The 26,285-nt window shown below is 71.5% G+C and carries 28 protein-coding genes and 1 riboswitch; of the genes, 14 read left to right on the plus strand and 14 right to left on the minus strand.

The features are described 5' to 3' along the window. Positions 1–6: 6 nt before the first annotated feature. From OG381_RS09310 to OG381_RS09345, 8 genes are all read right to left on the minus strand, one after another. Positions 7–1,608, minus strand: coding sequence for an alpha/beta hydrolase (locus OG381_RS09310; RefSeq protein ID WP_327715652.1), 1,602 nt, complete (start codon positions 1,606–1,608; stop codon positions 7–9). Positions 1,609–1,721: 113 nt separating this feature from the next. After that, the gene (locus OG381_RS09315) at positions 1,722–2,477 is read right to left on the minus strand and encodes an urease accessory protein UreD (RefSeq protein ID WP_327722427.1); all 756 of its coding nucleotides are present in this window, start codon (positions 2,475–2,477) and stop codon (positions 1,722–1,724) included. After that, the gene (gene ureG, locus OG381_RS09320) at positions 2,474–3,151 is read right to left on the minus strand and encodes an urease accessory protein UreG (RefSeq protein WP_327715653.1); all 678 of its coding nucleotides are present in this window, start codon (positions 3,149–3,151) and stop codon (positions 2,474–2,476) included. Before ureG ends, OG381_RS09315 begins: the two co-directional genes overlap by 4 nt. Before the next feature lie 257 nt (positions 3,152–3,408). Next, on the minus strand, positions 3,409–4,083 hold the full coding sequence (locus OG381_RS09325; protein WP_327715654.1) for an urease accessory protein UreF: 675 nt from the start codon (positions 4,081–4,083) through the stop codon (positions 3,409–3,411). Further along, positions 4,083–5,804: an urease subunit alpha gene (locus OG381_RS09330; RefSeq protein ID WP_327715655.1), complete on the minus strand. Its 1,722-nt coding sequence runs from the start codon at positions 5,802–5,804 to the stop codon at positions 4,083–4,085. Before OG381_RS09330 ends, OG381_RS09325 begins: the two co-directional genes overlap by 1 nt. After that, on the minus strand, positions 5,797–6,108 hold the full coding sequence (locus OG381_RS09335) for an urease subunit beta (RefSeq protein WP_327715656.1): 312 nt from the start codon (positions 6,106–6,108) through the stop codon (positions 5,797–5,799). The genes OG381_RS09330 and OG381_RS09335 overlap by 8 nt, the downstream gene beginning before the upstream one ends. Positions 6,109–6,119: 11 nt before the next feature. Beyond that, positions 6,120–6,422, minus strand: coding sequence for an urease subunit gamma (locus tag OG381_RS09340; RefSeq protein ID WP_327715657.1), 303 nt, complete (start codon positions 6,420–6,422; stop codon positions 6,120–6,122). A 112-nt stretch (positions 6,423–6,534) separates the two neighbouring features. After that, on the minus strand, positions 6,535–7,182 hold the full coding sequence (locus OG381_RS09345; RefSeq protein WP_327715658.1) for a TetR/AcrR family transcriptional regulator: 648 nt from the start codon (positions 7,180–7,182) through the stop codon (positions 6,535–6,537). A 118-nt stretch (positions 7,183–7,300) separates the two neighbouring features. On the opposite strand from OG381_RS09345, the gene OG381_RS09350 reads away from it, so the two are divergent. Beyond that, positions 7,301–8,305, plus strand: coding sequence for an ABC transporter permease (locus OG381_RS09350; RefSeq protein WP_327715659.1), 1,005 nt, complete (start codon positions 7,301–7,303; stop codon positions 8,303–8,305). A 57-nt stretch (positions 8,306–8,362) separates the two neighbouring features. On the opposite strand, the gene OG381_RS09355 is transcribed toward OG381_RS09350, so the two are convergent. Next, positions 8,363–8,659 (minus strand): type II toxin-antitoxin system Phd/YefM family antitoxin, encoded by a 297-nt coding sequence (locus OG381_RS09355; protein WP_327715660.1) that lies wholly within the window; start codon positions 8,657–8,659, stop codon positions 8,363–8,365. A 64-nt stretch (positions 8,660–8,723) separates the two neighbouring features. Here OG381_RS09355 and OG381_RS09360 point away from each other — a divergent pair, with 64 nt between their 5' ends. From OG381_RS09360 to OG381_RS09370, 3 genes are all read left to right on the plus strand, one after another. Continuing rightward, entirely contained in the window at positions 8,724–9,359 is a 636-nt protein-coding gene (locus OG381_RS09360; protein WP_327715661.1) for an ATP-dependent Clp protease proteolytic subunit, read from the plus strand. A 7-nt stretch (positions 9,360–9,366) separates the two neighbouring features. Further along, complete coding sequence (locus tag OG381_RS09365; protein WP_327715662.1) at positions 9,367–9,675, plus strand: hypothetical protein; 309 nt, start codon at positions 9,367–9,369, stop codon at positions 9,673–9,675. A gap of 351 nt (positions 9,676–10,026) precedes the next feature. Further along, a riboswitch (cyclic di-AMP (ydaO/yuaA leader) is annotated at positions 10,027–10,225 on the plus strand. Between the two features lie 3 nt (positions 10,226–10,228). After that, positions 10,229–10,702: a C40 family peptidase gene (locus OG381_RS09370; RefSeq protein WP_327715663.1), complete on the plus strand. Its 474-nt coding sequence runs from the start codon at positions 10,229–10,231 to the stop codon at positions 10,700–10,702. Between the two features lie 97 nt (positions 10,703–10,799). Here the strand turns inward: OG381_RS09370 and OG381_RS09375 are convergent, their stop codons facing one another. Then, entirely contained in the window at positions 10,800–11,258 is a 459-nt protein-coding gene (locus OG381_RS09375) for an ATP-binding protein (protein WP_327715664.1), read from the minus strand. A gap of 213 nt (positions 11,259–11,471) precedes the next feature. On the opposite strand from OG381_RS09375, the gene OG381_RS09380 reads away from it, so the two are divergent. Together OG381_RS09380 and OG381_RS09385 are read left to right on the plus strand one after the other, a co-directional pair. Continuing rightward, on the plus strand, positions 11,472–12,341 hold the full coding sequence (locus tag OG381_RS09380; protein WP_327715665.1) for a helix-turn-helix domain-containing protein: 870 nt from the start codon (positions 11,472–11,474) through the stop codon (positions 12,339–12,341). Positions 12,342–12,350: 9 nt separating this feature from the next. Beyond that, on the plus strand, positions 12,351–12,572 hold the full coding sequence (locus tag OG381_RS09385) for a DUF397 domain-containing protein (RefSeq protein ID WP_266832517.1): 222 nt from the start codon (positions 12,351–12,353) through the stop codon (positions 12,570–12,572). A 36-nt stretch (positions 12,573–12,608) separates the two neighbouring features. Here OG381_RS09385 and OG381_RS09390 read toward each other — a convergent pair whose 3' ends face one another. Continuing rightward, the gene (locus OG381_RS09390; protein WP_327715666.1) at positions 12,609–13,736 is read right to left on the minus strand and encodes an 8-amino-7-oxononanoate synthase; all 1,128 of its coding nucleotides are present in this window, start codon (positions 13,734–13,736) and stop codon (positions 12,609–12,611) included. Between the two features lie 147 nt (positions 13,737–13,883). Here OG381_RS09390 and bioB point away from each other — a divergent pair, with 147 nt between their 5' ends. From bioB to bioD, 3 genes are read left to right on the plus strand one after another with little or no spacing between them, the layout of a single operon-like run. Next, positions 13,884–15,110 (plus strand): biotin synthase BioB, encoded by a 1,227-nt coding sequence (gene bioB, locus OG381_RS09395; protein ID WP_327715667.1) that lies wholly within the window; start codon positions 13,884–13,886, stop codon positions 15,108–15,110. Further along, positions 15,103–16,383 (plus strand): adenosylmethionine--8-amino-7-oxononanoate transaminase, encoded by a 1,281-nt coding sequence (locus OG381_RS09400; protein ID WP_327715668.1) that lies wholly within the window; start codon positions 15,103–15,105, stop codon positions 16,381–16,383. The genes bioB and OG381_RS09400 overlap by 8 nt, the downstream gene beginning before the upstream one ends. Before the next feature lies 1 nt (position 16,384). Further along, the gene (gene bioD, locus OG381_RS09405) at positions 16,385–17,101 is read left to right on the plus strand and encodes a dethiobiotin synthase (RefSeq protein WP_327715669.1); all 717 of its coding nucleotides are present in this window, start codon (positions 16,385–16,387) and stop codon (positions 17,099–17,101) included. A 72-nt stretch (positions 17,102–17,173) separates the two neighbouring features. Here the strand turns inward: bioD and OG381_RS09410 are convergent, their stop codons facing one another. Then, positions 17,174–19,522, minus strand: coding sequence for a helix-turn-helix transcriptional regulator (locus OG381_RS09410; protein ID WP_327715670.1), 2,349 nt, complete (start codon positions 19,520–19,522; stop codon positions 17,174–17,176). A 115-nt stretch (positions 19,523–19,637) separates the two neighbouring features. Between OG381_RS09410 and OG381_RS09415 the strand changes: the two genes are divergently transcribed. Together OG381_RS09415 and OG381_RS09420 are read left to right on the plus strand one after the other, a co-directional pair. Further along, entirely contained in the window at positions 19,638–20,324 is a 687-nt protein-coding gene (locus tag OG381_RS09415) for an esterase/lipase family protein (RefSeq protein ID WP_327715671.1), read from the plus strand. 73 nt (positions 20,325–20,397) lie between these two features. Beyond that, on the plus strand, positions 20,398–21,081 hold the full coding sequence (locus OG381_RS09420) for a class I SAM-dependent methyltransferase (protein WP_327715672.1): 684 nt from the start codon (positions 20,398–20,400) through the stop codon (positions 21,079–21,081). Here the strand turns inward: OG381_RS09420 and OG381_RS09425 are convergent, their stop codons facing one another. Both OG381_RS09425 and OG381_RS09430 read right to left on the minus strand, forming a co-directional pair. After that, entirely contained in the window at positions 21,082–21,456 is a 375-nt protein-coding gene (locus OG381_RS09425) for a fic family toxin-antitoxin system, toxin component (RefSeq protein WP_327715673.1), read from the minus strand. Positions 21,457–21,460: 4 nt separating this feature from the next. Then, positions 21,461–21,700 carry a toxin-antitoxin system HicB family antitoxin gene (locus tag OG381_RS09430; protein ID WP_307033709.1) on the minus strand — a complete coding sequence of 80 codons (240 nt, stop codon included), beginning with the start codon at positions 21,698–21,700 and terminating at the stop codon, positions 21,461–21,463. 202 nt (positions 21,701–21,902) lie between these two features. Between OG381_RS09430 and OG381_RS09435 the strand changes: the two genes are divergently transcribed. The 3 genes from OG381_RS09435 to OG381_RS09445 all read left to right on the plus strand — a co-directional run bounded on the left by OG381_RS09435 (position 21,903) and on the right by OG381_RS09445 (position 26,249). Further along, positions 21,903–22,745: an ABC transporter ATP-binding protein gene (locus OG381_RS09435; protein WP_327715674.1), complete on the plus strand. Its 843-nt coding sequence runs from the start codon at positions 21,903–21,905 to the stop codon at positions 22,743–22,745. A gap of 4 nt (positions 22,746–22,749) precedes the next feature. Further along, entirely contained in the window at positions 22,750–25,317 is a 2,568-nt protein-coding gene (locus OG381_RS09440) for an ABC transporter permease (protein ID WP_327715675.1), read from the plus strand. Between the two features lie 74 nt (positions 25,318–25,391). Continuing rightward, positions 25,392–26,249 carry an LLM class F420-dependent oxidoreductase gene (locus OG381_RS09445; RefSeq protein ID WP_327715676.1) on the plus strand — a complete coding sequence of 286 codons (858 nt, stop codon included), beginning with the start codon at positions 25,392–25,394 and terminating at the stop codon, positions 26,247–26,249. Positions 26,250–26,285: the final 36 nt, after the last annotated feature.

Here is a 26,285-nt window from a genome sequence, read left to right on the forward strand (position 1 = left end):
CTGGTGTTACGGCTTCGGCGTCGCGTGCGGTCCGCACGTGACGTCGGAGGCGTCCAGCTTGCCGCTGAGCAGGTAGGAGTCCACCCGCTCGTTGATGCACGGGTTGACCAGGTTGGTCACACCGTGGGAGCCGGCGTTCTTCTCGGTGATCAGACGGGAGCCCTTGAACCGCTTGTGCAGTTCGACCGCACCGCCGTACGGGGTCGCGGCGTCACGCTCGGACTGGACGATCAGCACCCCGGGCAGCCCCTTGCCGGTCCTGACGTTCACCGGGGTCTGCTGCTTGACCGGCCAGGTCGCGCAGGGCAGGTTCATCCAGGCGTTGGACCAGGTCAGGAACGGGTAGTCCTTGTGCAGCCGGGTGTTGTCGCGGTCCCACTTCTTCCAGCTGGTGGGCCACTTGGCGTCGGTGCACTCGACGGCCGTGTAGACGGCGTTGCCGTTCTCGGAGGACGCGTTGCCCGCCGTGTCGGACAGGTCGGGCGCGGCCGCGTCGACGAGCGCCTGGGTGTCGCCGGCGAAGTACTTGCTGAACACGGTGGCGACCGGGATCCACGACGAGTCGTAGTACGGGGCGCCCTGGAAGAAGCCGAGCAGCTCGGCCGGGCCGACGACCCCGCCGATGGGGTTCTTCTTGGCGGTGGCGCGCAGTTCCAGCCACTTCGCCTGCACCGCGGCACGCGTCGTGCCGAGGTGGAAGACCGCGTCGTTGGCGGCGACCCAGTCCTGCCAGTCCTTCCACCGCATCTCGAAGGCGACGTCCTGGTCGAGGTTGGCCTCGTACCAGATCTTCTCCCGCGACGGGCTGACGACGCTGTCGACGATCATGCGGCGCACGTGGCCCGGGAACAGCGTGCCGTAGACGGCGCCGAGGTAGGTGCCGTAGGAGACGCCGAGGAAGTTGAGCTTCTTCTCGCCGAGCGCGGCACGGATGACGTCCAGGTCGCGGGCGCTGTTCGGCGTGGTCATGTGCGGCAGCATCTCGCCGCTGCGCTCGTAGCAGCCCTCCGCGTACTCACGGGCGAGCTTGCGCTGGGCGCGCTTGTCGGCCTCGGAGTCGGGTACCGGGTCCATCTTGGGCGCCTTCACGAACTCCTGCGGGTCGATGCAGGAGATGGGCGCCGAGTGGCCGACGCCGCGCGGGTCGAAGCCCACGAAGTCGTACGCCTTGGAGGTGTTGACCCACAGGGGGGCCTTGGTCGTGATCCGGCGCGGGAAGCGCATCCCGGAGGCGCCGGGACCGCCCGGGTTGTAGATGAGCGCGCCCTGGCGCTCGGACTTGGTGCCGGTGCTGCCGATACGGTCGACGGCGAGCTTGATCTGCTTGCCGTCCGGCTTCGCGTAGTCCAGCGGCACGGTGACCCAGCCGCACTGGATCGGCTTCTCGAACCCCCAGTCGGCGGGACAGTCCTGCCAGTCGATCCCGGCCTTCTCGGCGCGGGCGGCGGCGACGGCGGCGCCGCGGGCCTCACGGTCCTGGCCGTGCCGGCCGCCCGCACTCGCGCTGGCGGTGGGGGCCGCGACGGCCCCCGCTATCAGGGTCGCCGTGACGAGCACTCCGGCCGAGCCGAACGCCGCGGCCCGCCTTGTCGATCTGTGGTGCCTCAACTGGAACTCCCCTATGTCGTTGATGACAAGGGGATCCTCGCGGCTGTGCGTCGCCTGAGAACAGGGGTGACCCCCTCTTCTTTACCAATCCGATAAACGGAGAGGGCCGTTCGCTACCCGAGCGAGGCCAGTGCCTCGTCCAGGACCCTGCGCAGCTTCAGCGCGTCCGGCGCCACGGCGCTCACCAGAACGGCCGGTCCGGCGAGCGGCACGACCACGGCACCGTCCCCGAGCACGCGCGCGGCGACCGGCTCCGCGGCGAACTCCGGCCGTACGACGATCAGTTGCCCCACGGCCCGATGCCCCGCCAGCACGGCGGGACCGTCCCAGCCGGCCGGCGCCCCGGGCCCGCAGGCCAATTCCTGGTCGAGGACGGTACGCCCGGCCACACACAGGGTGAGACGGCTGGTGAGCCGGCCGGGTTGCTCCGCGGCACGCCCCAGCACCTGCTCCTCACGCAGGACGAGCCGCCCGGTCGCCGCCACGTCGGCCCGCGTGGTGACGTACAGCTCGCTGCCCTGCGCACAGATCAACTGCTCCGGCAGCCACTGCAGTTCACCCCGGTCGGCGACGGTGAGCCGTACGTCGTACCGGGACTCCCCCTTGGCCTGTCCCGGCAGTGCGATGGTGGCGGCGGCCGACCCGACCCGCAGCCGGGCCCCCTCGGCCACCTCGGCCTCGACCGTGAAGTGATCCCCGCCGAGCGGCCCGCTCATCGCGCCGACGAGCATGACCCGCGCCTCGTCGGCACTCCCCCGGGTCCGCCGCAACGCCAGCGGTCCGTCACCCTCCAGTACCGGCAGCGACGTACCGCCGCGTCCGTCGTCCCGCGCCCCGATCCGCGCGGTGGCCTTCACGCCCGCCGTCATGCGGTCCACGCGGCCAGCTGCGCACGCACCCACGCGGCGACGTCCGCCACTCCGGCCTCGCTTCTGAGCGACTGGAAGACGACCGGCAGCTCGGCCCGCTGCGCCTTGGCGTCCGCCGCCATCCGCGCGAGATCCGAGCCGACATAGGGGGCGAGGTCGGTCTTGTTGACGATGAGGAGATCGGCGGTGGTCACTCCCGGGCCGCCCTTGCGCGGGATGTCGTCCCCGCCGGCCACGTCGATCACGAAGATCTGTGCGTCGACGAGCCCCTTGGAGAAGGTCGCGGTGAGGTTGTCCCCACCGCTCTCGACCAGCACGAGATCCAACGGCCCGATCTCGTCCTCCAGATCCTCCACCGCTTCCAGGTTCGCCGAGATGTCGTCCCGGATCGCCGTGTGCGGGCAGGCCCCCGTCTCCACGGCGGTGATCCGCTCGGGCGGCAGCACGGCCTCACGCAGCAGGAACTCGGCGTCCTCGCGGGTGTAGATGTCATTGGTGACAACCGCGAGGGACAACTCGTCACGCAGCGCACGGCAGAGCGCGGCGACGGTGGCGGTCTTACCCGATCCGACGGGCCCGCCGAGCCCGATCCGCAGAGCACGGCGCGAACCGTCGGGCCGGTGCGCGTCCGCGCTGAGGGCGGCGGGGCCGTCGAGGTGGTGGTCGAGGTGCATGTACGGCTCCTACACGTGGTGGTCGGGTGCGGGTTCGCGGGGGCTGGTCGCGCAGTTCCCCGCGCCCCTGGGTGGGTGACCTGGACGGCGTGTCACAGGTCAGCGGCGGGTCTGGGCATTTCAGCCCGTCCGGCGTTTGAGGACGAGGCCCTTTCGGGGCCGATGGGGGTCTGGGGGCGGAGCCCCCAGGGGCCGGGGTCGAAGGGGCGGCAGCCCTTGGAGGATGGGACGGGTAGGGGCGGCGGGGGCGAGAAAAATCACGACGCGAACAGCCGCACGGCCCAGGCCGCATGCAACTCCGCCGAGATCTCCAGCAGCGGAGCGGAAGCCGCGGGCAAGGCGCCCACACCTTCGCCCCGCACCCTGCGACCGGCCTCCACCGCCCGATCCGCGACCCGGTCCAGCTCCGGCGCCAGCCGCGCCAGCACCCCCGTCGCATCGAACGGATCGAGACTCAGCAACCGCACCGTCGCCGACGCCGGCCCGCTCACACTCTCGTACGCCGCGCAGTACGCCGCGTCGACCGCATCGAGCCCGGCCGCCCGAGCCGTGACCCCCAACACCACGGGTTGGTGCGCCCCCTTGGGGAACTCCCGCGCCAGGGCGTCGAGTTCACCCGACGGCCAGGTGGCCCGTGCGGCCCGCGTCAACTGCCGCCCCAGCCTCCGCGCAGCGACCCGCAGCGCGGGCGACGGCGTACGGGCGTCCGCCGCCGCGTCCAACTCCACGGGATCCACCCCGAGTACGGCAGCGGCGGCCAGCGACGCGGAGACCAGCCCCGCCGTCCACAGCCGCCCCTGGCAGAACGCCTCCAGGCTCGCCGCCCCGGTGATCCGCCCGGCCTTGACGGCCGCCTCGGCCCCGCCGGAGTGCGCATGCCCCCCGGCGGGGAAGCGGCCGTCGGCCAGGACGAGAAGTGCTCCCCTGGACATCAGAACAGGAAGTAACGCTGGGCCATGGGCAGTTCGGCGGCGGGCGTGGCCTCGACCAGCTCCCCGTCGATGTGCACGGCGAAGCTGTCGGGATCGACCTGTACCCGGGGCCGCGCGTCGTTCTCGCGCATGTCCGCCTTGGTGACCCCGCGTGTCGACTCGATCGCCACGAACCGCTTCCCGAGCTGAAGCCGCTCCGGCAGCCCGTCCTCGATCGCCAGCGGGGCGACGAAGTTGAACGAGTTGGAGGCCGGCGCCCGCCCGATCGCGCCGTACATCGGCCGCGGCAGGATCGGCTGGGGGGTCGGGATCGACGCGTTGGCGTCGCCCATCTGCGCGTAGGCGATCTGCCCGCCCTTGACGACCAGGTGCGGCTTGACCCCGAAGAACGCGGGCTCCCACAGCACGAGGTCGGCGAGCTTGCCGGTCTCCACCGACCCGACCTCCCGGGCCAGGCCCTGCGCGATCGCCGGGTTGATCGTGTACTTCGCGACATACCTGCGTACCCGGTGGTTGTCCGCACGACCGTCCCCGGGCAGTGCGCCCCGCTTGCGCTTCATGACGTGGGCGGTCTGCCAGGTCCGCAGGATGACCTCGCCGACGCGGCCCATGGCCTGGGCGTCGGACGAGATGATCGAGATCGCGCCGAGGTCGTGGAGGATGTCCTCCGCGCCGATCGTCGTCGGCCGGATCCGGGACTCGGCGAACGCCAGGTCCTCCGGTACCGCCGGGTTGAGGTGGTGGCACACCATCAGCATGTCGAGGTGTTCCTCGGCGGTGTTGACGGTGAAGGGCCGCGTCGGGTTGGTCGAGCTGGGCAGGACGTGCGGCTCGGAGACGACGGTCATGATGTCCGGCGCGTGGCCGCCGCCCGCACCCTCGGTGTGGTAGGCGTGGATGCCGCGTCCGGCGATCGCGGCGAGCGTGTCGCCGACGAAGCCGGCCTCGTTGAGGGTGTCCGTGTGGATGGCGACCTGGATACCCGTCCGGTCCGCCACCGTCAGCGAGGCGTCGATGACGGCCGGGGTCGAGCCCCAGTCCTCGTGGAGCTTCAGCCCCAGTGCTCCGCCGCGGATCTGGGAGAGCATCGCCTCGTGCGAGACGGTGTTGCCCTTGCCGAGGAAGCCGATGTTGAGCGGGTACTGCTCCATCGCCTCCAGCATGCGGGCGAGGTGCCAGGGGCCGGGGGTGACGGTGGTCGCCTTCGACCCCTCGGCGGGGCCCGTGCCGCCGCCGACCAGCGTGGTGACACCGGCGGACAGCGCCTCGTCGGCGATCTGCGGGCAGATGAAGTGGACGTGCGCGTCGACCGCGCCGGCGGTGAGGATCCGCCCGTTGCCCGCGATGATCTCGGTCTCGGGGCCGAGGACCAGGTCGGGGTGGACGCCGTCCATCGTGTCCGGGTTGCCGGCCTTGCCGATCGCGGTGATCCGGCCGTCGCGGATGCCGACGTCGGCCTTGACGATCCCCCAGTGGTCGATGATCACCGCGCCCGTGATGACGGTGTCCGGGGTGCCGTCTGCGCGCGTAGCACGCGACTGCCCCATGGACTCGCGGATGACCTTGCCACCGCCGAACACCGCCTCGTCACCGGCGAGTCCGGGCCCGCCGGAACGGTCCTCCTCGATCTCGACGATCAGGTCGGTGTCGGCGAGCCGGATGCGGTCGCCGGTCGTCGGGCCGAACAGGTCGGCGTACGCGGCACGCGAGATCTCAGGCATCGAGGGGACCTCCGGTCTCCCCGCGCAGTCCGGGCACGATCCGGGCGCCGGCGAGCGGGACGAGTTCGACGTCGACGGGGATCCCGGGTTCGAAGCGCACGGCGGTGCCGGCGGCGACGTTGAGCCGCTTGCCGCGCGCGGCGGCACGGTCGAACTCCAGGCCGGGGTTGGCCTCGGCGAAGTGGTAGTGGGAGCCGACCTGGACGGGCCGGTCGGCGGCGTTGAGGACGGTGAGGCGGGTGACCTCACGGCCCTCGTTGTAGACGATCGGGCCGTCGGCGAAAAGGATCTCTCCGGGAATCACGGCAGCCCCCGTCAGACGATCGGGTCGTGGACGGTGACGAGCTTGGTGCCGTCCGGGAAGGTGGCCTCGACCTGGACGTCGTGGATCATCTCGGGGATGCCCTCCATGACGTCGTCCCGGGTGAGCAGCCGGCGTCCGGAGGCCATGAGTTCGGCGACCGTACGGCCGTCACGGGCGCCTTCGAGGATGTGTGACGTGATGAGGGCGACCGTCTCCGGGTGGTTGAGCTTGAGCCCGCGGGCCCGGCGCTTCTCGGCCACGTCGGCCGCCACGTGGATGAGCAGCCTCTCTTGCTCGTGCGGGGTCAGTTGCAACGTCCCACCTCACAGTCCTCGCTCCGGACCGTGCGGGGTCCGGTTGCCTCCGCCCCGGGGCAAAGTCCCTGGTGGCGTGGCGGCAGGCTAGTTGGACCGCATTTCAGGCAAGTTAACCGAGCGGTGATCCATCGGTCGCGGTGCGCGGGTCCGGCATGCTCATCAACGCCCGTAGACCGTCACGGAGGATGTCGACCGGGGCGGGGTCGAAGAGGGCCTGCTGGGCGAGGAAGCCGACCGCGACCGCGATCATCGTGCGGGCCACGTGGTCCGGGGGTACGTCGGCTCTCATCATCCCGGCGTCCTGGTAGCCCTCGACGATCCGCGTCCAGGCCTGGTACACCCCGGCGTATCCGTCGTGCAGCAGGACCGCCAGTTCCTTGTTGCGCAGCGTCTCCCCCCACACCTGGATGACGAGCCGGGGGAAGGCGGGCTCCCCGTCGACGGTGAGGTTCTCCCGGGCGCTCAGGGTCCGGCCCAGGACCAGGGTGAGGAGGTCGTCCGGCGGCGGGGGCGGGCTCTGGCGCGAGGCCTCCTCGAAGGCCCCGCGGACCGAGTCGAGCACCTCCCCGACGACCGCGGCGATCAGCTCCTCCTTGCCGCTGAAGTAGCGGTACACCGCTCCGGCCGACAGGTCGACCTCCTTCAGCACGTCCTGCATGGACGTGGCGTGGAAGCCGTTGCGGGCGAAGCAGACCGCGGCGCCGTCGAGGATCTGCCGGCGACGGGCGTCGAGGTGCTCCTGGGATACGCGTGCCATGGTCGCCAATCTAAAACGAACGTTCCTTCTTGACAAGGGGGCGGCGACGGCGGGACGGTGGTGACACCACCAAAACGAACGATCCTTCTTTTTGGATTCCGCTCGGAAGGGAACCGTCATGTCCACCGCCCCCACCGGGAACGCCCGCCGCGTGATCGCGGTCGTCGTCCTCGTCCCGGTCATCGCGGCGCTCGCCCTGTGGGCCTTCGCCTGGCCCGCGGCCCGCACCGCGCCCCGCGACCTGCCGCTCGGCGTGGCCGGGCCCGCCGCCGCGACCGCCCAGGTGGAGAAGCAACTGGCACAGCACGAGGGCGCGTTCGAGCTCCACCGCTACAGGGACGAGGCCGCGGCCAGGGAAGCCATCGAGGACCGGACCGTATACGGGGCGGTCGTCGTCACCGCCGACGGCCCCACGCTGCTGACCGCCTCGGCCGCGAGCCCGGTCGTCGCCCAGCTGCTCCAGCAGGCGGTGGCACAGCAGGCGGCCGCCGACGGCGCGCAGGTCAGGACGGTCGACGTGGTGGCCGCCCCGGCCGCGGACCCGCGGGGCGCGGCCCTCAACGCGAGCGTGCTGCCGCTTGCCCTGGCCGGTATGGCGGCGGGCGCGGTGGTGACCTTCAGCGGGCTGCGCGGGACGCGTGCCGCCCTCGTCCTGGTCGGCGCCTCCGCACTGGTCGGCGTGGCCGCCGCCGGTGTCGCGGACAGCTGGCTCGGAGTCATCACGGGCGACTGGTGGGCGCAGGCCGGGGTCTTCGGACTGGCCGCGCTGGCCGTCAGCGGCGCCGTCGCCGGGCTCGCCGCCCTGCTCGGCACCCCTGGCGTCGGCATCGTCGCCGGTGTGGTCATGCTGTTCGGCAACCCGTGGTCCGGAGCGGCCTCGGCGCCGCAGATGCTGCCCGAGCCGGCCGGCACCATCGGCCAGTGGCTGCCGCCGGGTGCCAGCGCGACCCTGACGCGCTCCGTGGCGTACTTCGACGGCGCGGCGGCGACGGGTCCCGCCCTGACCCTGGCCTGGTGGGCGGCGCTCGGCCTCGGCGCGGTCCTGCTCGGAAGCGCGCTCAAGGAGCGGAAGAAGAACGCCGGCTCCGGTGTGACGGAGCGAGAGCTCGCGCCGGTCGGCTGACGGACCGCCCCGCGACCCCGACCGCGCGCCCCTGTGGGTGCGCGGTCCTTCCGTGCCTCAGGAGGCCCCGGTCCCCCTGTGGTGGGCCGTGATGCCGAAGCGCTGCTGTTCGCGGGGAGCGGACGCGACCTCCCGGACGGCGGAGACCGCGGTGATCACCTGCTCCTCGGCGAGTTCGGCCGGCCCCACGGGCTCCGCGAGTTTCTCCAGTCGTTCCAGGTCGGCGGCGGAGACAAGGGCGACGAGCGGCTTGCCGTGGCGGGTCACGACGACGCGCTCACCGCCGTACACCACGCGGTTGATCAGGTCGGCGAGTTCAGCCCTGGCTTGCGTCACCGGAATCTCGTAGGCCATGACCCCATTCTAGCGTCAAGTACATCCTGTACATTTTTTACAGACACAGAAGGAGGGGTGCCTCATGACCCGACCGTCCGCCCGCTATGTGCTGCCCGAGTTCACGGAGCGCACGAGTTCCGGCTCGAGGACGATGGACCCGTATTCGAAGCTCCTGGAGGAGCGGATCGTCTTCCTCGGGACCCAGGTCGACGACACGTCGGCGAACGATGTGATGGCCCAGTTCATGCACCTCGAGCACCAGGATCCGGACCGGGACATCTCCCTCTACATCAACTCCCCCGGCGGCTCGTTCAGCGCGATGTCGGCGATCTACGACACGATGCAGTTCGTCACCTGTGACGTGGAGACGGTCTGCCTGGGACAGGCCGGCTCGTCCGCCGCGGTGCTGCTGGCGGCGGGCACCCCGGGCCGGCGGTTCGCCCTGCCCGGCGCGCGCGTGGTGATCCACCAGCCGTCCCTGCCCCAGCCGGTGGAGGGCCAGGCCAGCGATCTGGCCATCCAGGCCGAGGAGTTGGGGCGCATCCGGTTCCGGCTGGAGGAGATGCTCGTACGGCACACCGGGCGCACCCACGAGCAAGTCACCGCGGACATCGAGCGGGACAAGGTCCTGGACGCGCAGGAAGCCGTGGAGTACGGCCTGGTGGACGGGATCATCCCCAGCCGCAAGGCGTCGCGCACCGCGCCCGGCGCCCGGTGAGCGGGCGATGCCGCCGCCGGAGCTTCCTCCGCTGCCCGCCCTGACGCGCGCCGAGGGCGAGCTGATCGACCGTTATCTCGAGGTGGTCGACCTGCTCGGCCGTATCAACCCCGCGCGCCACGGTGACACCTACCGCGGCCTGCGGGCCGCCCAGGCGCTGGTGACGAAGGCCGCCGAACTGCGCGACGCGCTGGCGACCATGCATCGGCGCGGCGAGACCGAGGTGCACGCCATGACCCTGGCGCGGGCGCTGCGGGTGCTCGACGGCGAGCGGCGCACGGCCCGGGTCACGGTGCCGCCGCACTCCGACAGTTGACGTGACGGCAGCCGGTCCGGCGCGCCCGGCCGCGTGGCGAGGCGTCCGGACCGGCCGTCAAACGGACCAAACGACGTACCCCTGTTTGGAGTAGACACCCCTCCTTCGACAGGGCCGCCGAGGTTGCGCAACGCGCGTAGCCCGGCTCCGGAATGAGTACCTCCGTCGCTGGTCCGGGGGTCCTCGACCCTGTCGACGCTCCCTCGAACAGACGAGTGTCCACCCGAACGGGTGAGTGGTGAGTAACGCCACAAATCCCCGATTCCATTGGGTTTTTCGGCGTGGAGTACGTGAAGATCCCTGTCTGACGACAAGACCCCGCCACAGCGGCGGGGCGATCCGGGCGGACGCCGAGTCCTGCCGCCGCCCGGATGACCGGTCGACAGGAGTGGATCGGCAGGAGTGGAGGACCCAGGCACGACGGGTCGCCGGATCGGCCGTCAACAGCCGTTCCGAGCAGCCCTTGGGGTGAAGCCGCAGTATGCGGCCGGGCAACTTCGCCAGCCCGAATCCGACAGGTCATCCTTCACAGGCGGCTGACGAAGGGTTGCGCATGTCTGCGCTCAATCGTGTCCCGTCGCTCATGGCCCGGGCCGGTACGGCCTCGGCTCTGACCATCGCCGCCGTGGGCGGCTCCCTCGTGGTCCCGGGCGTCGCATCCGACGCCGAGGCCGCGACACCCGCGACGAAGGCACTCCAGGTCGCTGCCTCCAAAAAGGGCTCCCCGTACAAGTGGGGCGCCGCGGGGCCGCATCGGTTCGACTGCTCCGGGCTCACGCTGTACTCGTTCAAGAAGGCGGGCAAAAGCCTGCCTCGGACGGCGGCCCAGCAGTACAACAAGACCCGCCACATCTCCTCGGGGAACCGCAAGGCCGGAGACCTCGTGTTCTTCCACTCCGGCTCCAGCGTGTACCACGTCGGCATCTATGCCGGGAAGGGAAAGATCTGGCACTCCCCGAAGAGCGGGGAGGTCGTGAAGCTGCAGAAGATCTGGACCAAGAGCGTCTGGTACGGCCGGGTCAAGTGACCCGTCCCGTGCGGGTGACGGCGACCTGACCTGCCGTCACCCTCGCGGGCCGGCCGTCGCGCCCTGAGAGGCGCCTCCGACTTCCGGAGGCGCCTCTCTACGGTTCCTGCTGCCCCGCCGCGGAGACCGGCTCGGCCGGTACCGTCCACGGCAGTTCGATGGAGACGGTCTTGCCGCCCTCACGGGTGGGCCGGACTCTCAGCTTGCCGCCGCTCTCCGCGGTCAGCCAGCGGATGATGACCATGCCACGGCCGTTGTCCTGCTGGACGGCGGCCGGCAGCCGCTTCGGGAACCGCGGATGACTGTCGGTGACCCCGATGCGCAGGTGTTCGTCACGGTCGAGCTGGATGTCCACCGTGAAGGTGGGTGACTGTCCGAAGGTGTGCTGTACGGCGTTGGTGGCGAGTTCGGAGACGATGAGCCGGATCGTGTCGGCTGCCTCGGTGTCCGACGGCAGACCCCATTCCGCCAGGGTGCCGATGACATAGGTGCGGGCCGTGGCGACCGAGGCGGGATCGCTCGGCAGAGTGACGGATGCTTCCAGATGGTCTGCCATGGCGACGTCGTCCCTTTCCCACGGGACCCGTAGTCCGACACGGAGCGGATGGTTCGAGTACGGTCCCGGACTGGTGCTTCATCGCCAGACTGCCATTACCCGGCCGGTCACGGTGCCGATCCACCAAGATATGCATATATCTGTCGCTCGAAGCGGTGAACTCTCCGACGGAAGACCGTATTTGGGCGGCCCGGAAGGAGTAAGGAGTAGCCCATGCAGCACGGTCCCGCGGTACGCCGCCGGAAACTGGGCGCCGAACTGCGTGCGTTGCGCACCAGTGCGGGGCTCACCAGTGGTGAGGCGGCCCGGCTGGTGGGCTGGCACCAGTCGAAAGTGAGCCGGATCGAGACCGGCGCCAGCGGCGTGAAACCGGCCGACGTGCGGTTACTGCTGGACGCCTACGCGGTGCACGATACCCAACTCCGGGAGTTGCTCCTGGCGTTGGCGGGTTCCGACGAGGGCGGGGGGCGGCACCACTGGTGGCACCAGTACCGCGGGGTACTGCCACCGACGTATCGCGACTTCATCAGTCTGGAGTCCCAGGCCGGTGCGATGCGCACGCTGGAGACCTCCGTGGTGCCCGGGCTGCTGCAGACGCCCGAGTACGCGCGTGCGGTGACCCGGGCCGCGGTGAACGGCCTCGGCACGGAGCCGGACGAGCGGCTCGACGCGCTGGTGAAGGTGCGGCTGGCCAGACAGGACGTGCTGCGGGCCGAACCGCCGCTGAAGCTGAGCGCGGTGCTGGACGAGGCGGTTCTGCGCAGGGAGATCGGCGGGCCCGACGTGATGGCGCGGCAACTGCGGCGGCTCATGGAGGCGGCCCGGTTGCCCCAAGTCCGGATTCAGGTGCTGCCGTTCGCCGCGGGAGCCCACATCGGCATCACCGGGCCTTTCGTAATTTTCTCATTTTCGAGCACATCTGATCTGGACGTGGTTGTTCTCGACCACTTGACGAGTAGCCTCTACCTCGAGCGGAAAGAAGACCTCCAGGCCTATACCGAGGCCTTCAACGCTCTTCAGATCCACGCCCTTTCGCCCGAGGACTCGTTGGATTACATCGCCGGGATAGGTGACGGCGCGTAAGGAGGCACCATGTCCGCTATGCCTCGGAACGTACCTTCCAGTACTGATCTGCATCCGGTGCGGTGGCTGCGCAGCAGTTACAGCACCGGAGCCAACAACTGTGTCGAGACGGCTCGGCCGCACACCGGTCCAGGGACCGGACTGCTCGCCGTGCGCGACTCCAAGAACCCGTCCGGACCCGCGCTGCTCTTCTCCCCCGGGAGCTGGGCGGAGTTCACGGCCGCGTTCTGATCCCTTCCACCCCGGGCACGGCCGTGTCACGCCGACTCATGGTCGTGTCTCACCGATCACACGTACAGCGCGTTCGATCTGCGCCTCGGAGAGGTCCGCGCGGGCGGTCAGCCTGAGCCGTGAGATGCCGTCGGGCACGGAAGGGGGACGGAAGCAGCCCACGGCCAGACCCGCGGTACGGCAGTCCGCCGCCCACCGCACGGCCTTCTCCGGGGACGGCGCGCGCACGGAGACGACCGCGGCGTCCGGGCGTACCGCCTCGTGACCCGCGGCGGTCAGCCGTGCGTGCAGTTCGGCGGCCACCTCGCGGGCCCGCTCAGCGCGCGCGGGCTCGCGGCGCAGCAGGCGCAGTGCCGCGAGGGCCGCTCCCGCCGCGGCGGGAGCGAGTCCCGTGTCGAAGATGAAGGTCCGGGCCGCGTTGACCAGGTGGTCGATCACCCGGGCGGGGCCGAGGACGGCGCCGCCCTGGCTGCCGAGCGACTTGGACAGCGTGACCGTCACGACGACGTCGTCGGCGCCCGCGAGTCCCGCCGCGTGCGGGGCGCCGCGGCCGCCGTCGCCGAGCACGCCGAGGCCGTGGGCGTCGTCGACCAGCAGCCCCGCGCCGTGCTCCCGGCATGCCTCGGCGAGCCCGGCCAGGGGGGCGGCGTCGCCGTCCACCGAGAAGACGGTGTCGGACACGACGACCGCGGGGCCCTCGTGCGTCTGGAGCGCCTTGCGCACGGCCTCGGGATCGGCGTGGCCGACGACCTGTGTCGTGCCGCGGGCCAGCCGGCAGCCGTCGATCAGTGAGGCGTGGTTGCCCGCGTCGGAGACGATCAGTGAGCCGTGCGGGGCCAGTGCGGTGACGGCGGCGAGGTTGGCCGCGTAGCCGGAGGAGAAGACGAGGGCCGCCTCGAAGCCGCAGTATTCGGCCAGCTCGAGTTCCAGCTGGCTGTGGAGCTCGGTGGTGCCGGTGACGAGTCGGGATCCGGTCGAGCCTCCGCCCCAGGTCCGAGCGGCGCGCGCGGCGCCTTCGGTGACCTCGGGGTGGCGGGCCAGACCCAGGTAGTCGTTGCTCGCCAGGTCCAGGAGCGGCGAGTCCGCGGGGCGGGGCCGCAGGGTGCGTACGAGTCCGGCGCGCCGACGCAGCCGCGCCTGCTCGTCGATCCAGCCGAACGCCATGGGTCCTCCGAGGGTTTTGTAGGCAGCGAACAGACACTAGTGGGGCGAGCAGCCACCCACTGTGTGGCAATACCCACACAGTGAATGGCCGCTGTTGTACGAACTCTCCTTGGCCGGAGACGGCTCCTTAGGACAGGATCAGTTTTCATGGACCTGCTGAACACGCTGGTGGACAAGGGGCTTCGGCGCGAGCTGCCGACCCGCGAGGAAGCACTTTCCGTCCTCGCCACCTCCGACGACGACCTGCTCGATGTGGTGGCCGCGGCCGGAAAGGTGCGCCGGCACTGGTTCGGCCGACGGGTGAAACTGAACTACCTCGTCAACCTCAAGTCCGGCTTGTGCCCCGAGGACTGCTCCTACTGCTCGCAGCGCCTCGGCTCGAAGGCCGGGATCCTGAAGTACACCTGGCTCAAGCCGGACGAGGCCTCCAAGGCCGCCGCGGCCGGACTCGCGGGCGGCGCCAAGCGGGTCTGTCTGGTGGCGAGCGGCCGTGGGCCGACGGACCGGGACGTGGACCGGGTCTCCGACACCATCAAGGCGATCAAGGACCAGAACGAGGACGTCGAGGTGTGCGCCTGCCTCGGTCTGCTCTCCGACGGCCAGGCCGAGCGGCTGCGCGAGGCGGGCGCCGACGCCTACAACCACAACCTCAACACGTCCGAGGCGACGTACGGCGAGATCACCACCACGCACACCTACGCCGACCGCGTGGACACCGTGCAGAAGGCGCACGCGGCCGGTCTGTCGGCGTGCTCGGGGCTCATCGCCGGTATGGGCGAGTCGGACGAGGACCTGGTCGACGTGGTGTTCTCGCTGCGCGAGCTGGACCCGGACTCGGTGCCGGTCAACTTCCTGATCCCCTTCGAGGGCACCCCGCTGGCCAAGGAGTGGAACCTCACCCCGCAGCGCTGTCTGCGCATCCTGGCGATGGTCCGGTTCGTCTGCCCGGACGTCGAGGTGCGCATCGCGGGCGGCCGCGAGGTCCATCTGCGCAGCATGCAGCCCCTCGCCCTGAACCTGGCCAACTCGATCTTCCTCGGCGACTACCTCACCAGCGAGGGCCAGGCCGGCAAGGCCGACCTGGACATGATCGCGGACGCCGGGTTCGAGGTGGAGGGCGCGGGCGAGGTGACGCTGCCGCAGCACCGGGCGGACGTGGCCGCCGCCGGGGGCGGATGCGGATCGCACGAGAGCGCGGGCTGTGGATCGCACGAGGGTGCCGGGTGCGGCTCCCACGAGGGTGCCGGGTGCGGCTCCGTCTGCGGTGCGGCTCCCGAGCCGGCCGTGAGCGAGCCCGCCGTGAACGAGCCCCGTACGGACCTGGTCGCCGTACGCCGCCGCGGTGCCGGCACGGATCTCGCGCCCAATGCCTGAGCTGTCCGTCTCCGAGCTGCTGGAGCTCGACCGGCGGCATGTCTGGCACCCGTACGGTCCGATGCCGGGCCGCGCCGAGCCGCTCGTCGTGGAGTCGGCGAGCGGGGTGCGGCTGCGCATGGCGGACAGCTCGGATGAACTCGTCGACGGCATGTCGTCCTGGTGGTCGGCCATCCACGGCTACAACCACCCGGTGCTCAACGAGGCCGCGCGCGAGCAACTGGGACGTATGAGTCATGTGATGTTCGGCGGGCTCACCCACGAGCCCGCCGTACGGCTCGCGAAGCTCCTTGTCGACATGTCGCCCGACGGTCTGGAGCATGTCTTCCTCGCCGACTCCGGATCGGTGTCGGTCGAGGTCGCGGTGAAGATGTGCCTGCAGTACTGGCGGTCGCTGGGCCGCCCGGGCAAGCAGCGGCTGCTGACCTGGCGCGGCGGCTATCACGGCGACACCTGGCAGCCGATGTCGGTGTGCGATCCCGAGGGCGGGATGCACGAACTGTGGACCGGAGTGCTCCAGCGCCAGGTGTTCGTGGGGCCCCCGCCGGTCGAGTACGAGGAGGCGTACGCCGAGGAGCTTCGCTCGGCGATCGCACGGCACGCCGACGAGCTGGCCGCGGTGATCGTGGAGCCCGTCGTGCAGGGCGCGGGCGGGATGCGGTTCCACTCCCCCGCGTATCTGCGGGTGCTGCGGGAAGCGTGCGACGCGCACGACGTGCTGCTGGTGTTCGACGAGATCGCGACCGGCTTCGGGCGTACGGGCGCGCTGTTCGCGGCGGATCATGCGGCGGTGACGCCGGATGTGATGTGTGTGGGCAAGGCGCTGACCGGTGGGTATCTGACGATGGCGGCGACGCTGTGCACGTCGGAGGTGGCCGACGGCATCTCGCGGGGCGAGGTCCCGGTGCTCGCGCACGGCCCCACGTTCATGGGCAATCCGCTCGCCGCGGCCGTGGCCTGTGCCTCGATCGAGCTGCTGCTCGGCCAGGACTGGCTCGCCGAGGTCAAGCGGATCGAGGCAGGCCTGCGAGAAGGGCTGGCGCCGGCCCGGGAGCTGCCGGGTGTGCGGGACGTACGGGTCCTCGGGGCGATCGGCGTGGTGCAGCTCGACCGTCCGGTGGACATGAAGGCCGCCACGGAGGCGGCGGTGCGCGAGGGCGTGTGGCTGCGGCCGTTCCGCGACCTGGTCTACACGATGCCCCCGTATGTCACGGGGGACGCGGATGTGGCACGGATCGCGCGCGCGGTGTGCGCGGCGGCCGGGGAGGGATGACATGTCGGTACTGGTGATCACGGGTACGGGCACCGAGGTCGGCAAGACCGTCGCCACCGCGGCGATCGCCGCCGCCGCGGTGGCGGCGGGCCGGTCCGTGGCCGTGCTCAAGGCGGCCCAGACCGGCGTACGTCCGGACGAGCCCGGGGACGCGCAGGAGGTCGCGCGGCTGGCGGGACCGGTGACGATCGCCGAAGTCGCCCGCTTCCCGGAGCCGCTGGCCCCCGGGACGGCGGCCCGGCGGGCCGGGCTCCCGCCGGTGCGTCCGAGGGAGGTCGCCGAGGCCGCCGCCAAGCTGGCCGCCGAGCACGACCTGGTGCTGGTCGAGGGGGCGGGCGGACTGCTCGTGCGGTTCGACGAGGAGGGCGGCACCCTGGCCGACGCGGCGGAACTGCTGGGGGCGCCGGTGCTCGTGGTGGCGTCGGCGGGCCTGGGCACGCTGAACACGACGGAACTGACGGCCCGTGAACTGCGTGCCCGGAAGCTGGACTTCCTCGGTGTCGTGATCGGGAGCTGGCCCGACTCCCCGGATCTGGCGTCGCGTTGCAACGTGGCGGATCTGCCGGAGGTCTCCGGGGCGCCGCTGCTCGGAGCGCTGCCCGTGGGCGCGGGGTCGCTGGCGCCCGCCGACTTCCGTGCGGCGGCGCCGGGTTGGCTGGCACCGCGACTGGACGGGGTGTGGGACGCGAAGGTGTTCCGGAAGCGGGCGGCCGACTGACCGGACCCGGTCGGCGTCAGCGGGGTCCGGCAAGGTGCGTCGATTCCCGTGGCGCCGCCGGTCCCTGCGTCGTCACCGCGCCTCCCCTTCGCCCAGCAACCGCACCAGCTCGATCCGCGACCGGATCCCCAACCGCGTGAACACGCCCCGCAGATGATGGTCGATGGTGCGCGGGCTCAGGGCGAGACGGGTGGCGATCTCGCGGTTGGTGGCGCCCTCGGCTGCCATGCGGGCGACCATGAGCTGCTGGGCCGTGAGACGGACGGTGGGGTCGTCGGGCGCGCCCTGCGCCGGGGTCGCCGGGGCGCCGAGGGCGCGGAGTTCGATGCGGGCCTGGGCGGCGCAGTGCGGGGCGCCGAAGTGCTCGAAGGCCTCCAGAGCGCTGTGCAGGCGGTCGCGGGCCTCCGTGCGGTGGCGCAGTCGGCGCAGTGCGCTGCCGAACAGCAGCTCGGTGCGGGCCCGTTCGAAGTCCCGGGTGCCGCGGGCGTGGAGGTCGAGTGCGGTGCGGTAGTGCTCGACCGCTTCGGCGCCGGGTGCGAGCAGGGCGCGGCAGCGGGCGCTGAGCGCCAGGTCGTCGGGGCTGCGTACGGCGCTCGCCCAGCGGTGGTAGTCGGCGTGGGCGGCACGGGCGACCCGGGTGTCGTCGGTGCGGACGGCCGCCTCGACGTAGTGCGGGGTGGCCAGGTGGCGGATCGCCCGGTGGCCGTGACCCGGGCCGAAGCCGGCGAGGGCGCGCAGCCGGGCCGCCGCGGCGGCGAACCGGCCACTGCTGAGGTCGAGATAGGCGAGCGCCCACTGGGCGAGGGCGGCGGGCAGACCGAGGCCGTGCGAGCGGGCGTACGACCGTGCGGTGGCGGCGCGTTCCCTGCAGACCTCGGCGTCGCCGGTCAGTGCCGCGAACATGGCGAGGGCGGCCTGCAGATGGCAGGCGCCGTTGTCCTGGCCGGTGGCGTACGCCTGCCGGAGGGCGTCCGTCGCGGCGGCCTCCCCGGCGCGCGGGCGTCCGGTCCAGAAGTCGGCGTAGGCGCGGAACTCCATGGCCTGCGCCACGACGACCGTCGCGCCGCGCACCCGGGCCGAGGCGGCCGCGCGGACCGTCGCGGCGGCGGCGAGGGTGTGGTCGCCGAGCAGGAGTGCGGCGATGCCGGCGTGCACGAGGAGGGTGGGGTCTCCGCCGGGCCCGCACCGGCCGGCCGCCGCCGCGAGAAGGTCCCGCGCGTCCTCGTACCGCCCCTCGAACGCCGCCGCGAGCCCGCCGAGCGTGCCCGGCGGCACGATCCCCAGCCGCCGGGCGACCAAGGCCGCGTCCCGGCATCGACGCAGGTCGCCCGTGTAGATGGCGGCCTCGGTGGCGCGGGCGAGGAGATGGAGGGCGGGGTCGGGGACGTCGAGGGCTGTTGTGCGGGGGCGCGGTGCGGGCGAGGCATCGGCGGACGGCGAGGGCAGGCCGTTCCGGGACATCGGGGACGACGCCGTGAACGCGGCATGTGCGGAGCCTCGGGTCGGGGTCTGCCTCGCGTCCGTCTCCGCGGGCTCAGCGCTGTCGCCCTGTTCCGTCGCGACGGCCGCCAGCAGCGCGTCGAACGCCTCCGCCGCGTTGCCGGCCCGCAGTGCGAGCACCCCGGTGAGCGCGCCGCCGTCGACCGGTGCGGCCAGCCGGCGGGCCCGGTCCCCGTCCCCGGCCTGCCAGGCGTACGCCGCCGCGCGGGCCAGCAGCCACGTCTGTCCGCGTCGGTCGGGGCTCAGCGCGGCGGCGCGTTCGGCGAGGGCGCGGGCCTGCTGGAGGCGGCCCGCGTCGCGGGACCTCGTCGCGGCCGCTCCCAGTTCCGCCGCCAGCCGGGTGCTCGGGCCGAGCGCGCCCGCGCCGCGGTGCCAGGAGCGCAGGGACGTTTCACCACCGGTGCGCAGGACCCGGGCCAGCAGCAGGTGGACCTCGCGGCGGTCCGCCGGGGATCCCGACTCGTACGCGGCGATCCTCGTCCAGGTGTCGCGGAAGACGACCCCGGTCGCCGAGGCGTGCGCGATCCCGGCCGTCTCGGCGGCCTCCAGAGGCCGGGTGTCGAGCCGGGCGGCGGCCACGGCCCGCAGGAAGGCGTGGGTGGCGAGGGGGTACTGGTCGGCCGCGGCCAGGAGCAGCAACAGCCTGGTGTCGTCCGGCAGTTCCCTGATCTGCGCACGGTGAGCGCGCAGCAACGCCGGGGCCAGCTCCGCCGGTTCCGTCGGCAGCGGGTCCAGGCCCGCCGACTGACGTGCGCCGAGCAGCCGTACGGCTTCGGCGGCCGCGCGCGGATCGCCGTGCACCGCGTGCAGCAGCCGCACCCGGACGCCCTCCGGGAGTCCGGCGGCCAGGTCCTGCCACGCCTCCGCGGGCTGCGGTGACGACGTGCCCTCGAGGGGCGGTGGGGTTACAGGAGTCAGCACACCTTTGACGTTACTGGCGAGTTAATTGACACGTAAAGACCGGCGAGTTCGCCGATGCGGCGCGCGTAGACCCCGCCTGACACTCCTGACAACCCCACCCGTTTCAGGAGGCATCATGCAGCGCTCCCGGCGTCGCATTTCAGCGGCCGTCTCGGCCGTCGTCTCATCGCTCCTTCTGGCACTCCCCCTCTCCGCGGCCCCCGCTCAGGCCGCGACCCACAATCCGATCGTCTTCGTCCACGGCTTGAGCAGTTCCGCGAGCAGTTGGGACGACTGGATCGCCGACTTCAAGGCCGACGGCTACTCCTCCGCCGAGCTGTTCGCCTGGTCGTACGACTGGACGCAGTCGAACGTCACCACCGCCCAGCAACTGTCCGCCAAGATCCAGAGCGTGCTCTCCCAGACCGGCGCCTCGAAGGTCGACCTGGTCGTCCACTCCATGGGCGCGCTCAACTCCCGCTACTACCTCAAGAACCTCGGCGGGACGGCGTACGTGGACGACTTCGTGTCGACCGCGGGCGTCAACCACGGCACGACGACCGCTTCCTGGTGTTCGTGGCTGTATACGTCCTGTGCCCAGATGTACACGGGCAGTTCGTTCCTGGCCTCGCTCAACTCCGGTGACGAGACGCCGGGGAGCGTCTCGTACGCGAGCTACTGGTCGAACTGCGACGACGCGCTCACCCCGGACACCACCGCGATCCTGAGCGGCGCGACCAACGTCGAGGTCGGGTGCGTCTCGCACACCGACATGAACAACGACCACGGCGTGTACGAGCGGGTGCGCGACTTCGTCGCGTAGCGCGCGAGCGAGGGTGCGCGGGGCGTATCCGGGGGAGAATCGGGGTGGACCCCGTCCCGTCCGGGAGGTCGTCATGCCGCTACGGTCCGCCGGTTTTGGCAAGCTGCCGCGCGATCCCGTGCACCATCCGCTCTTCGCCCGCTACTACGCCCGTGTCAGCGTCGCCGCGGAGACCCGCGCCGGCATGGCCGGTGTGCGGGAACGACTGCTCGCCGGGGTGTCCGGGCGGGTCATCGAGATCGGCGCGGGCAACGGGCTGAACTTCGCCCACTATCCGGGCACGGTCGCGGAGGTCGTGGCGATCGAACCGGAACGCACGCTGCGCAGGCTGGCGGTGGACGCCGCCCTGCGCTCCGGGGTGCCCGTCGACGTCGTGCCGGGTGCGGCGGAGGCGCTGCCGGTCAAGAGCGAGGCCTTCGACGCCGTCGTGGTCTCGCTGGTGCTGTGCAGCGTGCGGGATCTGCCACGGGCCCTTGCGGAGATACGGCGGGTACTGCGGCCCGGCGGTGCCGTGCGGTTCTTCGAGCACGGCCGGGGCGGCGGGCAGGCGATGCGTCTCACCCAGCGCGCCCTGGACCGGACCGTGTGGCCGCCCCTGAGCGGGGGCTGTCATCTGTCCCGCGATCCGATCGCGGCCCTGCGGAAGGCCGGCTTCGAACTCGGCCCCTACCGGCAGGTGTTGATGCCCCAGAAGGGGCCGAAGCTGCCGTCCTCCTACTGTGTGCTGGGCACCGCGTGGCGCCCCGCCGAAAGCTGATCACAGGCTCCACTGGCGCAGTTCCCGCGCGATGTCGTGCACGGACGCCTCACCGCTCTTGACCAGTCGGGCCAGTTCCCGGACCTGTTCGGGCGAGGTGACGACCTTGAGGCCGCTCGCCACGAGATAGGCGTAGGCGACAGCGGAGGCGAACAGGGCGTTGGAGCGCTCCAACGCCGGTACGTGGATCAGGAGTTGGAGCAGGGCGGCGGCCCGGGCGTGCGGGCTGTCGTAGACCGGGACGTCGAAGATCTCGGCCTCGTGGCGCGCGACGGCGGCGACGAGGGCGCCCCAGTCGGTGACCTGGGGGTCTCCCGGGGTCTTCTGGTCGGCGAGCATGAGAAGCCAGGCGAGGTCGATCCTGAGGTGGCTCAACGGATCAGCGGCGACCTTCGCGCGAGCCCTCGCGTTCCCCGCCCAGTTCCTCGGCGAAGACGTTCTCGTACTGCTTCATGAAGTCGGCGGCGGCCTCCACGAAGGTGTGGCCGACCTCCCCGGTGTCCTGCTTGACGAGTTCTTCGATGTAGCGGTTGACACTCATCCCGCGGGCCAGAGCGCGTTCGCGAGCAGCGCGGGCGGTGCCCTCGTCCACTCTCACGTTCAGCTGGGTCTTCGCCATACCTCGACGCTAGCGCCGGAGTGCTAGCAGGGGCAAGGGCATGCCCACGGACCCCGCCCCTTAAGCGTGCCCCTTACACGGAAATCAGGGACCCGACCTGCGATGGAGAACGACCGGCACCGCAGGAGGATTTCGGATGTGGGGTGGATCACACTACCCTCTGCCGGGACCGAGGAGTCGGTACGTCCTTGAGGAGGCGGCCTTGTCCACACCCGCAGCGGAGCACGCCCCGGGCCATGCGTCGGCCGACGGGATCGCGGCCCGCGCCCACGGTCTGACCAAGGCGTACGGCTCGGGCGAGACATCGGTGATCGCCCTGGACTCGGTGGACGTGGAGATCGCGCGCGGCCGGTTCACCGCGGTCATGGGTCCGTCGGGGTCCGGGAAGTCCACGCTGATGCACTGCCTGGCCGGGCTGGACACCGTGTCGGCCGGCCAGGTCTGGCTCGGCGACACCGAGATCACGGGGCTGAAGGAACGTGATCTGACGCGGCTGCGGCGGGACCGGATCGGGTTCATGTTCCAGTCGTTCAACCTGATCCCCACCCTGAACGCCGCCGAGAACATCACCCTGCCCATGGACATCGCGGGCAAGAAACCCGACGAGAAGTGGCTGGACCAGGTCATCGACACCCTGGGGCTGCGGGACCGGCTCAAGCACCGGCCCGCCCAGCTCTCCGGCGGCCAGCAGCAGCGGGTGGCGTGTGCCCGGGCGCTGGCCTCCCGGCCCGAACTGATCTTCGCCGACGAGCCGACCGGCAACCTGGACTCGCGGGCCGGTCTGGAGGTCCTCGGCTTCCTGCGCGAGGCCGTCGACGAACTGGGCCAGACCGTCGTCATGGTCACCCATGACCCGGGCGCCGCCGCCCACTCCGACCTGGTCCTCTTCCTCGGGGACGGACGGATCGTGGACGAGATGGAGCGGCCCACGGCGGAGGCCGTGCTGGAACGCATGAAGCGGTTCGACGTGATCCGCGGGCACCACGAGGAGAGCCCGCCACCCGGGGCCGCACCCGCGGACGCCCCTTCCCTCGACAAGGACTGAGGCCGTGCTGAAGGCGACGCTCCGCAGCTTCCTCGCCCACAAGGGACGGCTGCTGCTGTCCGCGCTGGCCGTCGTCCTGTCCGTGGCGTTCGTCGCGGGCAGCCTGATCTTCTCGGACACGCTCAGCCGCACCTTCGACCGGCTCTTCGCCTCGACCGCGCCCGATGTCACGGTCAGCCCGCGCGAGGAACTGGACGAGGCGATCCCCTCCGGCATGACGGCCACCCTGCCCGCCTCGCTCCTGGACCGGGTGTCCGGGATCGACGGGGTCGCCGACGCGCGCCTGGAGGCCGAGGTCCAGAACATCACCGTCGCCGACAGCGAGAACGAGGCGGTCGGCTCGACCACCGGTGCCCCCACCATCGGCACCGACTGGAGCCCTGGTCCGCGCAGTCCGGTCGAACTCACCTCGGGGCACGCCCCGCACGGCGCGGGCGAGGCCCTGCTCGACTCGGAGTCCGCCGACCGCAAGGACCTGAAGATCGGTGACACGCTCAGCGTCATCGGACCGCAGGGCACCTTCAAGGTCCGGCTCGTCGGTATCGCCACGTTCACCACCACCAACCCCGGGGCGACCCTGCTCTTCCTGGACACCCCGACCGCGCAGACCAAGCTGCTGGGCGACGCGGACGCGGCCACCGGCATCTCCGTGGACGCGGAAGACGGTGTGAGCGACGCGCAGTTGAAGCAGCGCGTCGCCGCCGCGATCGGCACCGGCGACTACGAGATCCGGACCGCCGACGAGCAGGCCAAGTCCGACGTCGAGTCACTGGGCGGATTCCTCGACGTCATCAAGTACGTCATGCTCGGCTTCGCGGGCATCGCCGTCCTCGTCGGTGTTTTCCTCATCGTCAACACCTTCTCGATGCTCATCGCCCAACGGACCCGGGAACTGGGCCTGTTGCGGGCGCTGGGTGCCGACCGGCGCCAGGTGCGCCGCTCGGTGCTGACCGAGGCGATGCTGCTCGGTGTGGTCGGCTCGACGCTGGGCCTCGCGACCGGGATCGGGCTCGCCGCCGGGCTCATCGCGCTGATGAACACACTCGGCATGAACATCAGGTCGAGCGAGATGGTCATCGGCTGGGGCACGCCGGTCGCCGCGTACGTCGTCGGCGTGGGCGTCACCTTCGTGGCGGCGTACCTTCCCGCCCGGCGCGCGGCCGGTGTCTCGCCCATGGCCGCGCTGGCGGACGCCGAGATCGCGGGCGTGGGGCGGCCGTTGAAGATGCGCGCCCTGGTGGGCGGCGTCGTCTTCGGGGCCGGCGCGGCAGCCCTGCTGGGCTGTGTCCTCTCCTCGGACACGTCGTCGGCGGCGTCCCTGCTGGGCCTCGGTGTCGTCCTGACGCTGATCGGCACCGTGATCGCGGGACCGCTCCTCGTGCGCCCGGTGATCCGTGTCCTCGGCGGGGCGTTCCCCGCACTGTTCGGCTCGATCGGCCGGATGAGCCAGCGCAACGCCCTGCGCAACCCTCGCCGCACCGGCGCCACCGCGGCCGCGTTGATGGTCGGACTCGCCCTGGTCGGCGGCATGTCCGTGGCCAGCGCCTCCATGACCAAGTCCTTCGACCAGCAGATCGACGACACGCTGGGCGCCGACTTCGTCATCCAGAACAGCAACTTCGTGCCCTTCCCGCAGGAGGTCACCGAGAAGGTCCGTGACACGGACGGCGTGGGGCTAGTGGTCCGCTCGCAGTTCGCCCCGGTCGCCGTACGCCTGCCGGACGGCGACCGCGTCAAGACGACCGCGGCGGCCTACGACCCTCAGCTCGACGACGTAGCCAACATCAAGTACGCCCAGGGCGACACCGCGGCCGCGCTCGCCTCCGGAAGCATCGCCATGGACGCGGACTTCGCACGCGACCACGACGTGCGGATCGGCTCCACGATCCCCGTGGAGTTCCAGGGCCGCAAGACGGCCGAACTGACCGTGGGCGCCCTCACCGACCAGGAGTCCGCGGAGGGCTTCGGGACGCAGGGCGGCATCTACTTCGGCCTGGACACGCTCCAGCGCTACGCGCCCGGCGGGCAGGACTCGGGGCTCTATGTGAACGCCGCCTCCGGCACCGGCTCGGACAAACTGCGCGCGAACCTGGAGAAGACGCTCGACCCGTATCCGCAGGTCCAGGTGCGCGACATCGCCGACTACAAGGACCTGGTCCACGACCAGATCGCCGTCCTGCTCTACCTCGTGTACGCACTGCTCGGGCTCGCGATCGTGATCGCGGTGCTCGGCGTGGTCAACACCCTCGCCCTGTCGGTCGTGGAGCGCACCCGGGAGATCGGGCTGCTGCGCGCCATCGGACTCGCCCGGCGTCAGCTGCGCCGGATGATCCGCCTGGAGTCGGTGGTGATCGCGGTGTTCGGCGCGGTCCTCGGGCTGGCGCTGGGCCTGGTGTGGGGGGTGTGCGTCCAGCAGGTGCTGGCGTTGCAGGGCATGCCGGCGCTGGCGATCCCGTGGGGCACGATCGTCGCGGTCGTGGTCGGCTCGGCGGTGGTGGGTGTCGTGGCGGCGCTGTTGCCGGCGTTGCGGGCGTCGCGGATGAACGTGCTGACGGCCATCGCGCACGAGTGAGGCGCGGTGGCGGCCGTCTCCGGCGGGTGATGGAATCGGTGTGATCTCAAGTCGCCCGCGAACGAGGAGAGTTCATGCCGCGTCCGTTCCGCTTCGGTGTCAGCTTCATCGACCCGGCGCCCTCCGACGAGTGGCGGGCCAAGTGCCGCCGGGCCGAGGAGCTCGGGTACGACGTGATCCTCGTCCCCGACCACCTGGGCATGCCCGCCCCGTTCCCGGCGCTGGTCGCGGCGGCCGGGGCGACCGAACGGCCGCGGCTGGGCACGTTCGTGCTCAACGCGGGTTTCTGGAACCCGGCGTTGCTCGCGCGCGAGGTGGCCACGACCGACGCGCTGACGGGCGGGCGCCTCGAACTCGGGCTCGGCACCGGGTACGTACAGGCGGAGCACGACGCGGCCGGGCTGCCCTTCGGCTCGCCACGCGCGCGCGTGGACCATCTTCAGCGCACCGTCGAGGAGTTGGGGCGGCTGCTGGACCCCAAGGTGCCGCTGCTGCTCGGCGGCAACGGCGAGCGGATGCTGGGGCTCGCCGCCGAGCACGCCGACATCGCGGCCTTCACGGGAGCGTCCCTGGTGCCGGGAAGCACCGAGGGGAAGCTGGTGCCGATGGCGGGCGCGGACTTCGCGGCACGTCTCGCCCGGTACAAGGAGCTGGCGGCCGGCCGCAAGGAGCCGGCCGAGCTGAACCTGCTCATCCAGATGGTGGCCGTCACCGACGACCGCGCGGCCGCCGTGGCACCGCTCGTGGCACGGGTGCCGGACGCGACCGTGGAGCAGGCGCTGGAGCTGCCCATCCTCCTGCTCGGCACCCTGGAACAGATCACCGCGCAGGTGCTGGCCCAGCGCGACACGTACGGCTTCACCTACCTGACCGTCCTGGAGCCGTACATGGAGGCGTTCGCGCCGGTCGTCGCCGAGCTGGGCGGCAAGTGACCGTCCGCATGCTGAAATTCGGCGCGTACCCGTCCG

The sequence above is a fragment of the Streptomyces sp. NBC_00490 genome (assembly GCF_036013645.1).
Classification (GTDB): Bacteria; Actinomycetota; Actinomycetes; order Streptomycetales; family Streptomycetaceae; genus Streptomyces; species Streptomyces canus_F.